This window comes from Paenibacillus sp. FSL M7-0802 (assembly GCF_038004945.1).
In the GTDB taxonomy this organism is placed as follows: Bacteria; Bacillota; Bacilli; order Paenibacillales; family Paenibacillaceae; genus Paenibacillus; species Paenibacillus polymyxa_B.
The window spans coordinates 1,767,469-1,783,156 of the sequence record NZ_JBBOSD010000001.1; the positions used below are offsets into that span (position 1 = coordinate 1,767,469).

Genomic DNA, 15,688 nt, shown 5'->3' on the forward strand with positions numbered 1-15,688 from the left:
CATTAAAGTATTTCCCGAATCTGTTCTCTAATCGACTCCTCCGTTTCAGCTACCGATAAGTGGCGAAGGCGCTCTGTCGTTTTCTCTCCCCACATCTCAGAAGACCATACCTTGAGTACATGAAGCGCTGCACAGCGATTGGAGGTCACCGGACTCCAAAGCCCGGCAGCAACTAGCTCTTGTCCCATTCCTTCGTGAGAAGACAATAGCTGCAACAGCATACCCAGACATTGATGCGCTTCATACTCCAGTCCATACCCAGGTAAATTAGCAGGGCCGGAAGCAATCTCTCCCAAGGGCAAGTGCTGTTCTGCAAAAGCCACCAACTTGCGCACCCGCTGTTCATCCACTGTCTTGATGAGTTCAAAGTACAGATTAGGCTTGACTGGGTATCTGCTTAATTGATCAAATAGCACGGGCCATACATCTAGTGTTAGCATTTGAGCTGCGCGAATGGCACAGTGGAGATGCGGTGAATCTGCATGCTGCAGCTCCTGCTCCACCAGCTGCACCCACTGCGGATCGTCCATCATCTGCTGGCACAGCGACGCGTAACGTCTACGCAATTCCGGTGTCCATTCATGCTCATAACGTGTCTCCCATGAATCGTCCTCTTCATCCAGAAAGTCTGCAATATCCATGATGATCGTAAAATGCTGCACCGTCGTGCACATGGCCTTGGCATGACGAAGGTAGTTACCTATAACCATAGCGGCATGCTCATAATCGTCTATACTTTCCGCAGGTCCGCCTGCTGCCAGCAAAGCCGACAGAATCTCGCCTGCTCCGTCAAACAACTCCTGATCAATCTGCGGAACGGCGATGGCTGTATGCAGCTCGCCTTTATGAGCGCACTCATAAGCAAGATATTCATACATGACATTATTGCGGAATCCTTCCCGCAGTAGCCAATCACGTATTTCCTGACGCGTAGGTTCCAGCCGTTCCACTACGTGAATACGTCCCCAGCCATGTACCTGGCGGGCTAACGTATACAACTGTTCGTTGGCTTGCTCCGAAATATTACAGATAGCTACAGCCGCATATAGCGTGAATTCATCATGCTTTGCCAGCGTTAAAATAAGCTCGTGATGCTGCTCTGTCTCCAGTAATCCAAGCAACGCAATGCCGATCTTCACCACATTACGGTGTGCTCCATGTTCAACCAGCCAACGCGCTTCCTCATACAATCGGTCTGGCTGAATTGCTGGATGCTGGCGCACCGCATCCAGCAACGGATCAATCAGACTGAGCGCATTTTCCTCCATCAAGCGTACATACGTCTCACGTCTCGTCTTCATTCCTGGCTTACGACATTGTCTGGACAACAGCTGCACCAGATCCTTGATTTTGTCGGCCACATGTTCGCCAGCACCATGATAGCCTAATGCTCCATCCAATCCTCCTGCCACCCAACGTATCGTGTGACCTGCCCAATATTCTTCATCATCCGGTAAATGATCATCAGTAAGCCTGCCCTGAGTATCCATTCCCTGCATAATCGTTTCATAAATCGAAAGCTTGCCTACCCATGGATATAACACTTCATTTTTGCGTCGTCCAAACATGTTGCATCACCCTTCTGTTATGTATTGCTTCTTAGTTTCATCGTGCTATCTTATATTTCTATGATGCTTTATATTGGAAGTCGTGAACATGGTGAAAGTATTACAAAGAAGAATAATTTCCCTTTTTCCTGTTTCCCTTCCCTGTTAGAATAAAGGGATACTTGCTTTCGGAGAACGGCAACAGAAACGGGGAATGCATCATGGCGAGAGAGAGTTTTGATAAAGAAATTCAATTCCTGCGCATGCTCACACTGACCAGCGGCGCTTATAATCGGCAGCAATTTGCAGACAGACTGGGCATTTCAGTGCATACCTTTGATAAAACAATCCGGCGTCTCAAGGAAATCGTCCAATCCGTACAACAGCAGTTGCCTGAGGACCAGGGACATGATTTTAATGAGATGCTGCGCTTTAATTATTATGAATCCGCTGATCCATTACTACTATTCTTGTTTCGGGCCAAATCGCTCAAGGAATCAGAAAGCGTCCGCTTATCTCTTCTGCTGACAGCGCTACAGTCACAGCCTCTGACCACTATGGAATTGCTGGATGCTTGCTGCAACGGGCTACCTTCCGACAGTTCGCTGCCGGATGAGAAAACGATTCGTTCCGATCTGAAATATCTGGTCGAAGTCGGCGTGGTTCGCAAGGAACCCGGCGGCAGACCTTATCGCTATGCTGTCCGCAACGATCTGGTGACAGGACTGACGGACGAGGAATTACTGGACTTATATGATTTTGTAGACATTATGGCCAACACCCAGCTTCCCTCTGTTCAGGGATATCTGTTGCGAGATCATCTAAAAAAAGCCATGCGCCGTCAAGCCGGAGATCGGGATTTGGCTGAACCTTTTTTATATAAATACCACTATTATTCACGCATTCTGGACGAAGCCCATATTCATCCGCTTCTACACGCCATTCGGCAACGTCGCTGTGTAACTTTTTTATATTTTTCGACGTCCAAACGAAGCATGTACGGGTCACAGAACACAAACCCGCTGTTTGAAAAAGAGACGGAGGGCCGTGAACATACCATTCTGCCCCTGCAAGTCATCTATGATCATCAATATGGACGTTGGTATGTTCTGGGTCATGTAGGCGGTAAAGGAATCATGAAGTTTCGTATGGAGGGCATGACTCAATTGGTGGTGGGCAAGCCTGTACCAGAGCAGTTTCATGCCGATCTGCTAGCGGTGTTGGAAGAAAAAATGCGGTACAGCTGGCTTGTTGATACCGGTCGTCCTGTGAAGGTACGTGTACGTTTTTTTAATCCTGAGGGCGCGAAGCGCAACTTTATTCGGGAACGTGTACTGTCACAGGGACAATGGGGTACGATCGCGGAGGAAGAAAGTGAATCCTTTATCTATGAAATCACAGTGAATGGAATCACCGAGATTAAACCGTGGATTCGCAGCTTTGGATCAAGCTGTGAGGTATTGGAGCCTCAGCGGCTACGTAAGGAATTCAGACAGGAATGGAAGGAGCTGCAAGCCTATTATGAGCCTGTTCGAGAAAATATTTAACTATCAGATCGTCTCTCGGCTGGATGAATCGGGCGCTTTTGCCACCACATCGCAGGAAAGAGTCTGGCTCCAATCTATGCTGACAGACTCGGCAGCAATAGAGGCTTTCACCCCGTCTACGCTTGATAAGCTTCGGCAGATGCTCGCAGACGACGAGCCTCTGGAGGCCGATGGAAGTTTGCGGGAAAAAGCAGGTCTCCCTGCTGCCTCGGTATATCATCCACTCTTGCGTGAATTGCGTCCCATTCTGCGATCGCGTTCTGGCATCTGTATGACCTACAAACTGCGCAACGGACACATGCATGAGCGAATGTCCGGTTTTCCATATAAGCTGGAGTTCTCCATGGTCAAAAAAGATTGGAGCCTGCTGTGGTATAACCGCAGACACCGCGCGCTCATGTCTACCAAGCTGTCTAATATCGTGAACGTCACGGAAGATGAGCTTCTACCCGAAGAGGCCGAAAAATTCACCCAACGTATTCTCGGTATACTGGAGTCGCGCAAAGAACAGGGCATCATCGAAATTATTCCTGTATACAACGGAGAAATGTCCCGTATTTTATATGCTTTTTCCTGCTTTGAAAAAGAGGTCGAATATGTTCAGGAAGCAGATACCTATCGTATTACGCTCACCTTCCAGGCAGACGAATGTGAATATGTGCTATCCAAAATCCGTTTCCTTGGCAAACGTGTCAAGGTCGTCCAAGGCTCCCGGCTGATCTCACGAATGAAGGAAACAACGGCCAAGGCCCTTGCACGCTACGAAGAGGAATAGCTACTGAGGCAATATGAGATGCATCCATGTAAATAGGCCCTTCCTCCGTCTGTTAATGAGACGAAGGGAGGGCCTATTAAACTACAGTTCGTATAAACGAGGTCATACACGTACACCCACATACGCCTGCTGTAACAAACGGGTCCGCAGTACCAGTTACGGCAAGGCTTGTCCGCGCGCACTGACATACAATTCATACCATTCCTCACGGGTCATCAGCTCGCTCTGGCGTTCCGCATCCTGACATGCCTTGATTCGTTCAGGATTGGCGCTGCCAAGGACGGGCTGAATCCGTGCCGGATGTTTCATAAGCCAGCCAAGGACGATCGCTTCACGTGTCGTTTCCTTTTCAGAAGCTAGCTTCTGCACCAGTTCTGCCGTCTTAACGACATGCTCAGGCTGCCCTTCCAAAGGACCTCCGCTAAAACGTCCCTGCGCCAGCGGTCCCCAGGCTTGGAGCTGAATATTCTCGGTTTGGCAATATTCCATCAAACCTTCGCCAAAATGTACATTTGTCCCTGCCTGCTGGTTCACATGTACTGTCTGATCTACAAAATGCAGATGGGCCAGGCTCATTTCCAGCTGATTAGCGATCAGCGGCTCCGTTAGGCTCCGTTCCAGAAACCGAATTTGGCTTACATTCATATTGGAAACGCCGAAATGCCTTACTTTGCCAGATGTCTTAAGCTCGCTGAACGCCTTCGCTACTTCTTCCGGCTCTACCAGCGGATCAGGGCGATGCAGTAGCAGGATGTCCAAATATTCGCTACCCAGACGCTTCAGGATACCATCCACGGACTCCATAATATGAGCATATGAGAAATCAAAGCGGCCCGGGAGCGTACCATCTGGCAGAAAAATGCCGCATTTGGACTGAATTACGATTTGTTCACGCAAGCCCGGCTGTCCCTTTAAAACCCGACCGAAAATTTCTTCCGCTTTCCCCATACGATAGATATCCGCATGATCGAACATCGTAATCCCAATGGATTGTGCAGCTTCTACAGCTCTTTCCGCTTCAACGACATGCTCCTGCGTAAACGGTGCATGGCTCCATTCTCCACCAAAAGGCATACAACCGAGCGCCAGCCGACTATCGGAGATTCCACGTTTCTGTAAAGGCATAATCTTCATGCTGCTCCTCCTTCAACCCTCAAAATATTCCCTGCTTTATCCACATATGAATAGTTCGTGAAACCGCTATCACACACCTATTTTACCACTTACTTACGGTCGTGTATCACTTTGGCCCCAATCCACATCTTTTTATCCGAATATCCCCATGCTCAGATAACGCTCTCCGGTATCCGGGGCAATGCAAAGTACCCGTTTGCCTGCTCCCAAACGCCGAGCTTCCTGAATCGCCGTCCATATCGTAGCTCCGCTAGAGGGGCCAACCAGAATCCCTTCCTGGGCAGCAATCGCCCGTGTCATTGCAATCGCATCCTCATCGGAAACCTGCACGATTTCGTCATACACTTCCGTATTCAGCACGGTGGGAACAAAGCCTGGACTGGTGCCAACCAGCTTATGTGGACCGGGTTTTCCTCCAGATAGCACTGGCGAGCCCTTAGGCTCAACTACAACAATCCGCAGATCCGGCAAATGCTGACGCAGCACTTCACCTGTTCCCGTAATGGTACCGCCCGTTCCCGAAGAAGCGACGAACACATCCAGCTTCCCTTCTGTCTGTTCCAAAATCTCAAGTGCCGTCGTCGTACGGTGGATATCCGGATTTGCCTCATTTTCAAATTGATGCGGGATAAAACTCCCTTCAATTTCAGCCCCCAGTTCGAGTGCCTTGCGAATCGCTCCTGGCATCCGTTCTTCCGCTGGTGTCAGTACGACCTCAGCCCCGTAGGCTTTCAAAATATTGATCCGTTCCTTCGTCATATTCGAAGGCATCACCAAAATTGCACGGTAACCTCGGGCTGCCGCATTCATCGCAAGACCAATTCCTGTGTTGCCACTCGTCGGCTCAATAATGGTGCCTCCCGGCTTTAGACGTCCTGCCTTTTCCGCCTCGGCAATCAGGTTGCCCGCCGCCCGATCTTTAACACTGCCGCTTGGATTAAAATACTCCAGCTTCACATACACTTCCGCATCCTGCGGCCGTGTGAGCCGTTGGAGTCTTACACAAGGTGTATCTCCTATTAAATCTGTAATACTATGTACCACTTTAGGTGCCATTGTTATATCCTCCTTGGATCGTTCCTTACAGCGTCATTTTACGATCTTAATATCATACTACCAAAATAACATACTTGGCTCCTTCCTACCTGTCGCTTTTGTAAATTACATAAAACTTATCAACTTAGTATGTAAAATTCTTGCAAAATGGGTCGCCAGATATCGCCTGTAATGATATACTCGCATTACTATTTTTTCAGGAGGATACAAGACACTTATGAGTAATCAAGAAAATATGACAGCAAATCGCTTCCCCCCCTCCTTGCTATGGTTGACCCTTGGTGCCTTCGCCATCGGCATGACCGAATTCGTCATTATGGGACTTCTGCCCAATGTAGCCCATGATCTTCATGTTACGATTCCGCAAGCCGGGCAGTTAATCACCAGTTACGCGCTTGGTGTGGCCATTGGCGCACCTGTACTTACTGTATTAACCCATAAGGTTCCGCAGAAAAAGCTGCTATGCCTCCTAATGACCATATTCATTTTAGGCAATCTTTTTTCTGTCATTGCTCCCAATTACGAACTTCTGATTGCGGCCCGTATGGCTACTGCATTATCGCACGGAACCTTTTTGGGAGCCGGTTCCCTGATCGCTGCCAGACTGGTTCGTCCTGACAAGCGCGCGGGTGCTATTTCTATGGTGCTGACCGGTTTGACCGTGGCGAACATTATTGGCGTGCCCTTTGGTACCTTTATCGGACAACAGCTCGGCTGGCGTGCTTCCTTTGGAGCCATTGTGGTCATCGGCTTGATTTCTCTCTTTGGTATCATTCGCTACATTCCGGTGATTCATCAGGACAAGCCTTCCAGTCTCAAACAAGAAGTCAAAAGCCTGTTTAATCCAAAAGTGCTGCTGATGCTGCTCACAGGTGCAGTCGGTTGTGGTAGCCTGTTCACTGTCTTTACGTACATTACGCCTTTGCTTACAGACATTAGTGGCTTTGCCGAGCATAGCATTACCTGGATTCTTGTCCTGTTTGGCCTAGGGGTAACGATCGGCAACATCGTTGGCGGCAAGCTCGCAGATTGGAAACTGCTTCCATCCCTGATCGCAAACTATGCTGTACTGGCTATTATTTTGGCCATTCTGACATTTACGCTTCAAAGCAAGGTATTGGCCGTCATCACAGTCTTTATCTGGGGCATTGCTGCGTTCGGCATCATGCCGGGTATTCAGGTTCGCATCATGAATCTGGCCTATGAGGCTCCTTTGCTTGCCTCTACCTCCAGCCATTCCGCATTAAATCTGGGCAACGCAGGCGGCGCTTTTATCGGGGGAGTCGTTATTAATCAAATGGGGCTAGCCGCTATTCCATGGGTTGCATCGCTAATCACTGTCGGCGGTCTGCTACTCATGATAGTTAGCTACATTGTGGATCGCAAGACGGCTCATCCTGAAGCGATAGCGGAGATACAGACATAGAATCATTTAGCAAGTTGGACGTAAACGATTGGTTCATTTTTCATAGATTGAGAGATATTGTCCACTCTCTTCTTCTAAATTCCTCATAGTATGACATTGTAATACAAATTTATGAGGAAAGAAGTGTGTATGATGAGCCTTTTTTTTACAAACAACACGAGTAATACCATCTATGCCGCCTATGCTTATCCTAGTTCCGACTGTCATCCCACCAATTATTCTAAAATGGGCTGGTATCGGATAGAACCTGGTGATACGAGAGAAGTATGGAGCGGTTCTGTCGGGGGAACCACATTCTATTATTATGCTGAAGATCACTCCAATTCGTGGCGTGGTACGTACCGCACACGGCTTCCGAGAAGCACTAGCAGTGATTTTCATTGGTGTTGGAACTATAGCAGCGGATCATCCAGACGAGTGGGGATGCGTAGACTTTCCATTGACTCATCTGTAGACAGTTACACTGTCGAGTTCGGCAGAACCAGCCAACTGTCAACAAAGACAACTCATAAAGCATTACCTTCTAAATCGGAGGACTCCGGCATTCGCAGAATTCCGAGAAGACCGGCTCGCTTTAAAAAAGGAACCCCGGTTCCAGTAAAGTCCAAACGATAAGTCAAAGAACCGAACCGTAACCCGCATGATGGATATTTTGAAAATAAGTGACCACCTTGCGGGTTATTTTTATTTCACTCTGGACATTCAGACGCTTGTTGCAGCCACAGTATTTTGCCTCGCCGTTCAGCTTAACCAATGATCAAAAAAGTCCCGATAGCCCTGCTTCATCACCTGACTTGAAAACTGTTCCATAGCGTATGCCTGATTTTCTGTAGAAACCCGGCGCGGTGAGGCGGCAGCCATATTGACCAGCTCGAACCAGTTTTTCTCATTCCCTGAAAAAGAATGAGTAGAGCTGATATGTCCATAGCAAGGATGCTCTGGCTTCACGACGATTTTACCCATAGCCAGCGCTTCGGTCAGTGGCATCGCGAACGTATCAAATTTGGAGCAGCTCCAATACACCTTTGCCGTGTTCATCAGTGCAAACACCTCATCTTGCGTCAACGCAAATTGAAGTTTAACATTGTCCGGGATATCGTACTTCTTCATACTTTCCTTGTAGCGTTCACCGCCAAATACCATATAGACATCCTTGTCAGGATTATGCCTCGCATACTCCAGCACCAAATCCGGACGTCGGTTCTCCTCATCTCTACCAATCCACATCACCCGGTTCTCTACCACTTGCGAGGGATCAAAATGCTTTTCAACCAGCCGCCCATTAAATCCGATCGGGATGACTGTCACGTCGGTTACGCCAAACTTCGAAGCCATCTCCTGCTTGAGAAAGGCAGTCTGTACAATAGCCTTGTCCACGATCTGATAAAAAGGCTTCATCATCTCATAGCCTGTAAGTGCCGGATCAGGAAAACTATGCGGAAAAAGCACGCTGTTTTTAAAGAACATGTTCAAATAGGTAAAGCCAGATACCGTATAAATAACGTGCTCAATCTGCTGCTCATGGAGTTGGTCCAGTACGACGTCATAGTTGACCAAGTCGCCCTTTTCGTGCTCATAGCCCGGAAGCCAGTCATGGCTGCTCACATGGCGCTCTGGTGATACAAATACAATGTCCACCCCCAATTCCAACCCGATCTGCTTCAGACGTTCTGCAAAAATACGAGGACCCTGCGCTTCTGCAAATTGTATTTTTCTCATGACCAAACCGACTTTTTTCATGAATTTATTTCCCCACCTTCTTTTACTAACTAAATACAGTCTATGTCTTAAGCTACTATCTACATTGTTGGGCTTGTCCCCAATCCATCATTGCTGCACATTGGTTCAAACAGGCTAACGTTTCATCCAACTGGGACTCTAATTGCTCTTTTGACCATTTGTCGCCGTTTCTATGCAGGTTCGTTCGAATCCTTTGCAAATCACTTGTGATTAACAACAGCATCCAGAGCGAAAATACCACCGCAAACATGCCATATTCCAGCATAAATGCCGTTCGATCCACACTTATCCCCAACAGCTCCAGCTGCTCCACGTATGTGTCCAGCATACGAATACGCAATTCGGACGTCATCCGTCGGGGAAACAACGGATGGGACATGTCGATCAGGTGATATACATCCCACAGCGGTGTGTTCAGATGAGCATGCTCCCAATCCAGTACCATAAGCCGTTCCCCGCTCAGCGCATAGTTCCCCGGATGAAGATCACCATGAGACAGTACTAGCTGCTGTGAAAAAGATAAATGCTCCAGCTGTACATACATACGCTGCATCTGTTGCTTAGATAATCCCAGTGAGCTGCAAAGCTTTAACACATCCGGCTTGCGCGTGTATAGCTCGGAAACCATCTCCTGAATGGGTGGCTTCGGTCCCCGCAGCGGCATTCCAGCAAAACGATCCGTCGGCAAAGCATGCCACCATGCAACAAGTCCAACAGCTCGCAATAGAGTTTCGTCTGCGTGTAGATGATGTAACGGACCAAGGTCCTCAAAAACCATCCATTCTCCTCCGCCATCCGCACCTGTATCAGACCAGGCTAGCAATCGGGGATAGATCGGTGATAACGCAGGAAGCACATGCGCATACACCCATCTCTCCCGCCCCTCCTGATCATCGTTGGTTAGCGGTTTGAATATATAACTTTCAGAGGTAGACACGTAAAAACGTTCCACATGCCGACCATTCGTACCTATATATAAAATTTCACGATTCCGCACCAGCGTATCATTCAAGGTGCCGTCAGCATTCACATATTGATGAAAAGGATTCATAGCTACCCAACTTTTTTGTATAAAATGTAATAGCACGATCATATCACAGTCCTCGTTCCGAACGAAGTCCAGATCATCTTGGGGAAACTCGCCGTACCAAAAAAGGGGCTTGTCCAATCAGATCACAAGACCTGTTGGACAGCCCCTTATCATATCTCTACTCCTATCTTACTCCGATTAATATTGAGTATTGCCGGACTCGCTCGTATTACTGGATTTAAAGCCTTTGAACAATTGTTTCACATTGTGATAACGAGTGTTCGTAATTTTAGCTTTGCTGTTAGGACCGTCCGATCTCAGAATTGAATCCTTAACGTTGGAAATATCCGAGTTATCCAAAGTCATATTCACTCTGAATGTAGAGCCCCCAAGTTGGCGAACCAACTTTCCGATATCATCGGCTCTAAAGTTTTTTATGTTAATCGTGCCTTCGGCATTAATTTGGAATACTTTATCGTACGCATGGAACGCTCCACCGCCCGTAATGTTTACCGTGCCTGGCTCTTTAAGCGTCAAGGCATCTTCACCTACATCCTCCCACGTTACGTTGGAAATAGTTCCGTTGCCATACACATGTACACCATCCGCAGCAGGGGCAGCGATGATCACATTTTTCAAAGTTGCATTATTTTCAAGCTTGAAAATAGGCTTTTGAGCCTCTTTCTGGCTTCCGTCTCCCAAGGTATCGGGATCAGCCACTACAGTCTTGCCTTTACCATCGTATACTTCTCCAGCTTTAACAAGTATGGTCTTATGAACGACTTCTGGAGCTGCATGTGCAGAATAATTGCCGACAAATAAAGCGACCAACATTCCTGATAAAGCGATACTGATTCCCTTTTTCAATACTTTAGCTGTGTTTGTTTTCATTTCAATTCATCCCTCTCGTAGATATTTTTTTATTCTTGTCAATTCTTCGTTGACTAGAGCGCGTAGACCGTATCACCACCTTCGTACAATGAACCCATTGACCGATACACGTCTAAAAGTCGTTATTTAACTATTTGCATATGTATACTTGGTTTTTGGTTCAAAGCAATTTTGTCTCCTAATTAATATAAAGCACAAATTGTAAATAGAGCGATTACATTTACAATTTGCATAACTCTATTATAATCATACTTCCAGTAATTTCAATATATTTTCCGCCAAAATATGTCCTTTTTTTCAATTAAGTACACAATATTGCCTCTTTTATACTTGTACAAGTTTATTTTTTGACAATTTACGCATCAAATTACTGAGTATCTAGTCTCTAATGCGTGCTCTATGTCACTACAATGGTAATCAGAACCTTATTTCGTTCTATACCTCATTTTTGATGTAGTCTATACTATTGAATGACACGTTTGATGAACGTATAATGTATTTAGTGCTTTGAAGCGTCACATCTCAACATTACTGGTGAGAAAAGAGTGGTTATCGTGCAAAACAATAGTGAGATTCCATTAAAAGAACAAAATATTGTGCTCATCGGCTTTATGGGTGTAGGCAAAACAACGATCGGTTCCCATCTAGCGCGCAAGCTGTATCGCGATTTCGTGGATATTGACCAGGAGATTGAACGAGAATACAACATGCCAACAACAGAGATTTTCAAAACTTATGGAGAGAAGCGTTTCCGTGAGATTGAAAAAGAGCATATTTTGAAGCTATGCAGCAACACACGCCTCAAAATCATTTCCGTTGGCGGTGGTGCATTTTTACAGGAAGAGGTGAAGCAAGCTTGTTTGGCTTCATCGATTGTTTTCTTCTTGGATTTAAATTGGGATTCCTGGAAAGATCGGCTCAAGATGCTGATTGACACCCGTCCCAATCTACAAAACAAGACTTTAGGGGAAATTGAGGATCTCTTCCGTTCCAGACAGGACATTTACGCGGTGAATCACTCCAAGATCGATACGGATCAGTTGGATGCGGAAGAAGTCGCAGACTATATTATTCAAACGCTGAATCTAGGTTGGGAGTTGTATGAACCTACTCGGGGATTGAATTAAGAGTTACACAAAAAGGAGGGCCCCCATGCTTACCGCATGGGGGCCTTCCTTTTTGGTTCACTGCGGATATATTACTGACTAGCGAGTAATGTCTATCCATCTTTTAAGAATGGTTATGCAGCACCGTCAATATCTCTCTCAGTTCAGTGACAGGAATCTGCCCCGGTGCGGAAGCTTTCTTAGCAGCACCAAAGGTCAGAGCCGAACCAAACAGTTCTCCGGTCAGGCGGCTCACGACACCTTTCCCCGCCATCGACATCGTAATAATCGGCCGATCTGCATGCTCTTCTGCCATGGTACGCGTGGCATCCAGCAAAGTGAGCACATCGGCTGTATTGGTTGGCATCACTGCTATCTTAGGCAGATCGCCTCCCAATTCCTGCGCCTTACGTAACCGGGACACAATCTCCTCCTTCGACGGCGTCTTATGAAAATCATGATTAGATATAATCACATATACGTTATGCTTATGTGCTGCTTCTACCAGCGTCTTCACATCAGCTTCCTCATTAAAAAGCTCTACATCAATAAGTTCGACTTGCCCCGTTTCGGCTACTGTACGGTTCAATTCCACATAACTCGCTGCACTGATTTCCTTTTCTCCGCCTTCCCGAGCGCTACGGAACGTAAATACGAGCGGAACATTTGCTAAAATAGACCGAATTTCATGTAAGGCAGCTTTAACCTTTTCCAGATCCTCCACATGCTCGAAAAAATCGACTCTCCACTCCACGATATCCAGGTCGAGCGTACGTAAATAAGTGGCCTCTTCCTTCAACTGCTCCAACGTTTCTCCCACCATGGGCACACAAATTTTTGGCGCTCCTTCACCGATCAGAACATCTTTCACCTTTACGATTTTAGCCATCTCTATCTCACTCCCAAATTACAGTTTCAAGTCGAACATGTACAATAATTCATAGTATAACGCATTCTGAATAAGCATGCAGATGATTAGGTTCAGTCGTCATTTATTTGGTATCAAGTACGATTTTAGGGGACAATTTGCGACTTGCTGGAAAAACTAAACTGTACCGAAAATTAACAAACACCGCCAGTACGATCCCTAGTACATTCACAATAATAGCTAGCATAAAAACACTCGATATCTGAGAATGTTTCAAAAGAAAGCCTGTAAACACGGGAATGACCGTGTATGACAGCGAGGTTGCTGTATAAACAAACCCGGTAATCTGTCCTTTTCGTTGACTAAAAAATTCACTCATTACGGTTAATGTCAGTTGAAGTACACCTGATATTGAAAACCCGATGACACTCGCACAAATAATGGCCGCAGCCCCTGACTTGAAAAGGAGAAGCGCTCCAAAAGCCAAGAGAGAAATACATGGATAAATAAGAATAATGTGAACAGGTTTAACCCATTTTCTTAACACAATTACTAATACAAACACGGAAATCAGCGAACCGACATTGTAATAAACTAATAATCTGAGAGACTCTGATTGGGTCATACCGATAAACTGTTGTCCAAAAGTAGGCAACCATAATTGCACAATATAAAGCAAGGTAGGTCCGGTAAATCCGAGCAAGATAAGGCATACCCCTTCCTGCCAAAACCGCGGCTTACTCCGATCATTTGCCTCCAATTTTCCCGTTTGCTCAACGCTTGATACAGAAGTATCACCAACTGGCTCCTTGGGTGACTGAACCCGCATGTCTGGAAACTTCATTTTGAACAAGTAGATTGCATTCAAAGTAAATATGAGGGCTGGTAAAAAGAAAGAGAACCCGTAGAAAATGTCGTGATTCATAAAAAAGATAATCATTAACGGTAAAAATGCCGCCCCGATGGATATAAAGCCTCTCACCAACACTGTAGCCGAACCAGAGGATTGGGGGAAAGCTTCGATCAGCGCTGGATAAGTACCTGAATCAAGAAAAGAATTCGCTACACCTGCCAGCACTGCCAGTACGATCGCCATCTCAAAGCTGGGACTCAGCGGTATACCGACCAAGAATACAGCCATTAGTAGCCCTGCTACCACAATAAACGGCTTACGACCATAACGGTCGGAGAGCACCCCGGATATGTACAGGGTAAACAGCCTGCCAAATCCCATCGCAGAAACCAAGAGACTGATGCCCGCCTGATCTGTATGCAAATGCTCTGTTAAAAAGGACATGTGGGACGCCAGCATAATATTAAACATGCCGAACAAAAGATAGTTTACATAAAGGCCTGTCGCCACTGGAAAAGAAGAACGTTTCATCATGAATTCACCTGCTTTTGTAAGTAAGTCTTGTAGTATTAAAAATGTGAATCATTTCACATTACCTGTGTCGATGATGAAGTATAGAACACATTTTAAGATTTATCAAGTTTAAATATTGCGGGACCCCAACCTAGACGCGCTGATGCGTTTTCAGATAAAACTCCTTGCCGTAGCTTAGTGCAAAGTTCCGAAAGTCCACTACTGCCGGGGATAAATATCTATTTTTGATGCTGGCCAGGTAGATAAAACGCTCGTATTCTGGATTTACAATAGGCAATGTTTTGACGTTAAAATAATCTAACGATGAAATTCGAGGCATAACCCCAATTCCGTAATTGACAGACACCAGCCCTGCCATTGCTGTATCCTCTTCAATCTCGCAAATAATCTGTGGCGTGACGCCCGCTTTGACAAACAAATTCTCAATAATGGGCCGAACCCCACTCTTTTTGTTGAAGAAGATCACCGGATAATCCGCTGTATCCTTGAGATCAATTTGGTCTAGAGTCGCCAGTGGATGATCAGGCGAAACAATGACAACCAGTTCCTGCTGAGCCAACGGAATAAACTCCACATCCGGTTCATTTTCCATGTGAGAGCAGAACGCCACATCATAATGTTCCTGCTTCAGCCCCTTGATAATATCGTTCGTATTCCCTTGGTGAAACGAAAAGGAGATATCTTTACGGGCATCTAGAGCTGAAAAGGCCTGAATGATCGCTGGAATGAAGTGTGAGCCTAACGTGTAAATGAACGCCAAATCTATATTTCCATGGCTTGGACTCACTAGCTCCCGTAAATTGTGTTCTCCCTTTTCTAATTCATCCATCGCGTGCTCCACATACTTCAGGAAAAATCGTCCGTATTTGTTTAACCGAATATTTCTCCCCTGCTTCTCGAACAGATGAACTCCCAAATCTTTTTCTAATTCTGAAATCGCATGACTTAAACTGGGCTGAGTAATACATAGTCGCATAGCTGCCTGGGTAAAATGCTCCATCTCAGCAAGTACACGAAAATATTGTAAGTGCTTCAGGTTCATAATTATGTAATCTCCTTCTTTAATTCATATTTTAAATTATAGACCCAAACTATGAAAAACGATAGAAATATGCATTGGATTTATAATAACACTCCTTATATAATAATGACATAGAAAGAATGTGAATAATTTCACTTAT

14 protein-coding genes are annotated in these 15,688 nt (G+C 46.0%); 5 read left to right on the forward strand and 9 right to left on the reverse strand.

The features are described 5' to 3' along the window. Positions 1-2 precede the first annotated feature (2 nt). Positions 3-1,568: a limonene hydroxylase gene (locus tag MHB54_RS08370; RefSeq protein ID WP_340981532.1), complete on the reverse strand. Its 1,566-nt coding sequence runs from the start codon at positions 1,566-1,568 to the stop codon at positions 3-5. Positions 1,569-1,768: 200 nt separating this feature from the next. Between MHB54_RS08370 and MHB54_RS08375 the strand changes: the two genes are divergently transcribed. Both MHB54_RS08375 and MHB54_RS08380 read left to right on the forward strand, forming a co-directional pair. Beyond that, positions 1,769-3,094 (forward strand): helix-turn-helix transcriptional regulator, encoded by a 1,326-nt coding sequence (locus MHB54_RS08375; protein ID WP_053324701.1) that lies wholly within the window; start codon positions 1,769-1,771, stop codon positions 3,092-3,094. Then, positions 3,069-3,869, forward strand: a complete 801-nt coding sequence (locus MHB54_RS08380; protein ID WP_340981534.1) for a WYL domain-containing protein — start codon at positions 3,069-3,071, stop codon at positions 3,867-3,869. The genes MHB54_RS08375 and MHB54_RS08380 overlap by 26 nt, the downstream gene beginning before the upstream one ends. 156 nt (positions 3,870-4,025) lie before the next feature. On the opposite strand, the gene MHB54_RS08385 is transcribed toward MHB54_RS08380, so the two are convergent. Beyond that, positions 4,026-5,003, reverse strand: a complete 978-nt coding sequence (locus MHB54_RS08385; RefSeq protein ID WP_340981535.1) for an aldo/keto reductase — start codon at positions 5,001-5,003, stop codon at positions 4,026-4,028. Between the two features lie 132 nt (positions 5,004-5,135). Further along, complete coding sequence (gene cysK, locus MHB54_RS08390) at positions 5,136-6,059, reverse strand: cysteine synthase A (RefSeq protein WP_264454138.1); 924 nt, start codon at positions 6,057-6,059, stop codon at positions 5,136-5,138. Positions 6,060-6,276: 217 nt separating this feature from the next. Between cysK and MHB54_RS08395 the strand changes: the two genes are divergently transcribed. Continuing rightward, entirely contained in the window at positions 6,277-7,485 is a 1,209-nt protein-coding gene (locus tag MHB54_RS08395) for an MFS transporter (RefSeq protein ID WP_264454139.1), read from the forward strand. A gap of 129 nt (positions 7,486-7,614) precedes the next feature. After that, positions 7,615-8,100 (forward strand): DUF1036 domain-containing protein, encoded by a 486-nt coding sequence (locus MHB54_RS08400; RefSeq protein ID WP_158451748.1) that lies wholly within the window; start codon positions 7,615-7,617, stop codon positions 8,098-8,100. A 126-nt stretch (positions 8,101-8,226) separates the two neighbouring features. Here MHB54_RS08400 and MHB54_RS08405 read toward each other — a convergent pair whose 3' ends face one another. The 3 genes from MHB54_RS08405 to MHB54_RS08415 all read right to left on the reverse strand — a co-directional run bounded on the left by MHB54_RS08405 (position 8,227) and on the right by MHB54_RS08415 (position 11,146). Then, positions 8,227-9,225 (reverse strand): glycosyltransferase, encoded by a 999-nt coding sequence (locus MHB54_RS08405; RefSeq protein ID WP_264454140.1) that lies wholly within the window; start codon positions 9,223-9,225, stop codon positions 8,227-8,229. A gap of 55 nt (positions 9,226-9,280) precedes the next feature. Continuing rightward, positions 9,281-10,318, reverse strand: coding sequence for an aminoglycoside phosphotransferase family protein (locus tag MHB54_RS08410; protein WP_264454141.1), 1,038 nt, complete (start codon positions 10,316-10,318; stop codon positions 9,281-9,283). Between the two features lie 135 nt (positions 10,319-10,453). Beyond that, complete coding sequence (locus MHB54_RS08415; protein WP_023987144.1) at positions 10,454-11,146, reverse strand: pectate lyase; 693 nt, start codon at positions 11,144-11,146, stop codon at positions 10,454-10,456. A gap of 554 nt (positions 11,147-11,700) precedes the next feature. On the opposite strand from MHB54_RS08415, the gene MHB54_RS08420 reads away from it, so the two are divergent. After that, positions 11,701-12,273, forward strand: a complete 573-nt coding sequence (locus MHB54_RS08420) for a shikimate kinase (protein ID WP_023987143.1) — start codon at positions 11,701-11,703, stop codon at positions 12,271-12,273. A gap of 103 nt (positions 12,274-12,376) precedes the next feature. On the opposite strand, the gene aroD is transcribed toward MHB54_RS08420, so the two are convergent. The 3 genes from aroD to MHB54_RS08435 form a co-directional block, all read right to left on the reverse strand. Further along, positions 12,377-13,141 carry a type I 3-dehydroquinate dehydratase gene (aroD, locus tag MHB54_RS08425; protein ID WP_023987142.1) on the reverse strand — a complete coding sequence of 255 codons (765 nt, stop codon included), beginning with the start codon at positions 13,139-13,141 and terminating at the stop codon, positions 12,377-12,379. Between the two features lie 103 nt (positions 13,142-13,244). Beyond that, positions 13,245-14,507 carry an MFS transporter gene (locus MHB54_RS08430; protein WP_081047449.1) on the reverse strand — a complete coding sequence of 421 codons (1,263 nt, stop codon included), beginning with the start codon at positions 14,505-14,507 and terminating at the stop codon, positions 13,245-13,247. 130 nt (positions 14,508-14,637) lie between these two features. Continuing rightward, positions 14,638-15,549, reverse strand: coding sequence for a LysR family transcriptional regulator (locus MHB54_RS08435; RefSeq protein WP_023987140.1), 912 nt, complete (start codon positions 15,547-15,549; stop codon positions 14,638-14,640). Positions 15,550-15,688: the final 139 nt, after the last annotated feature.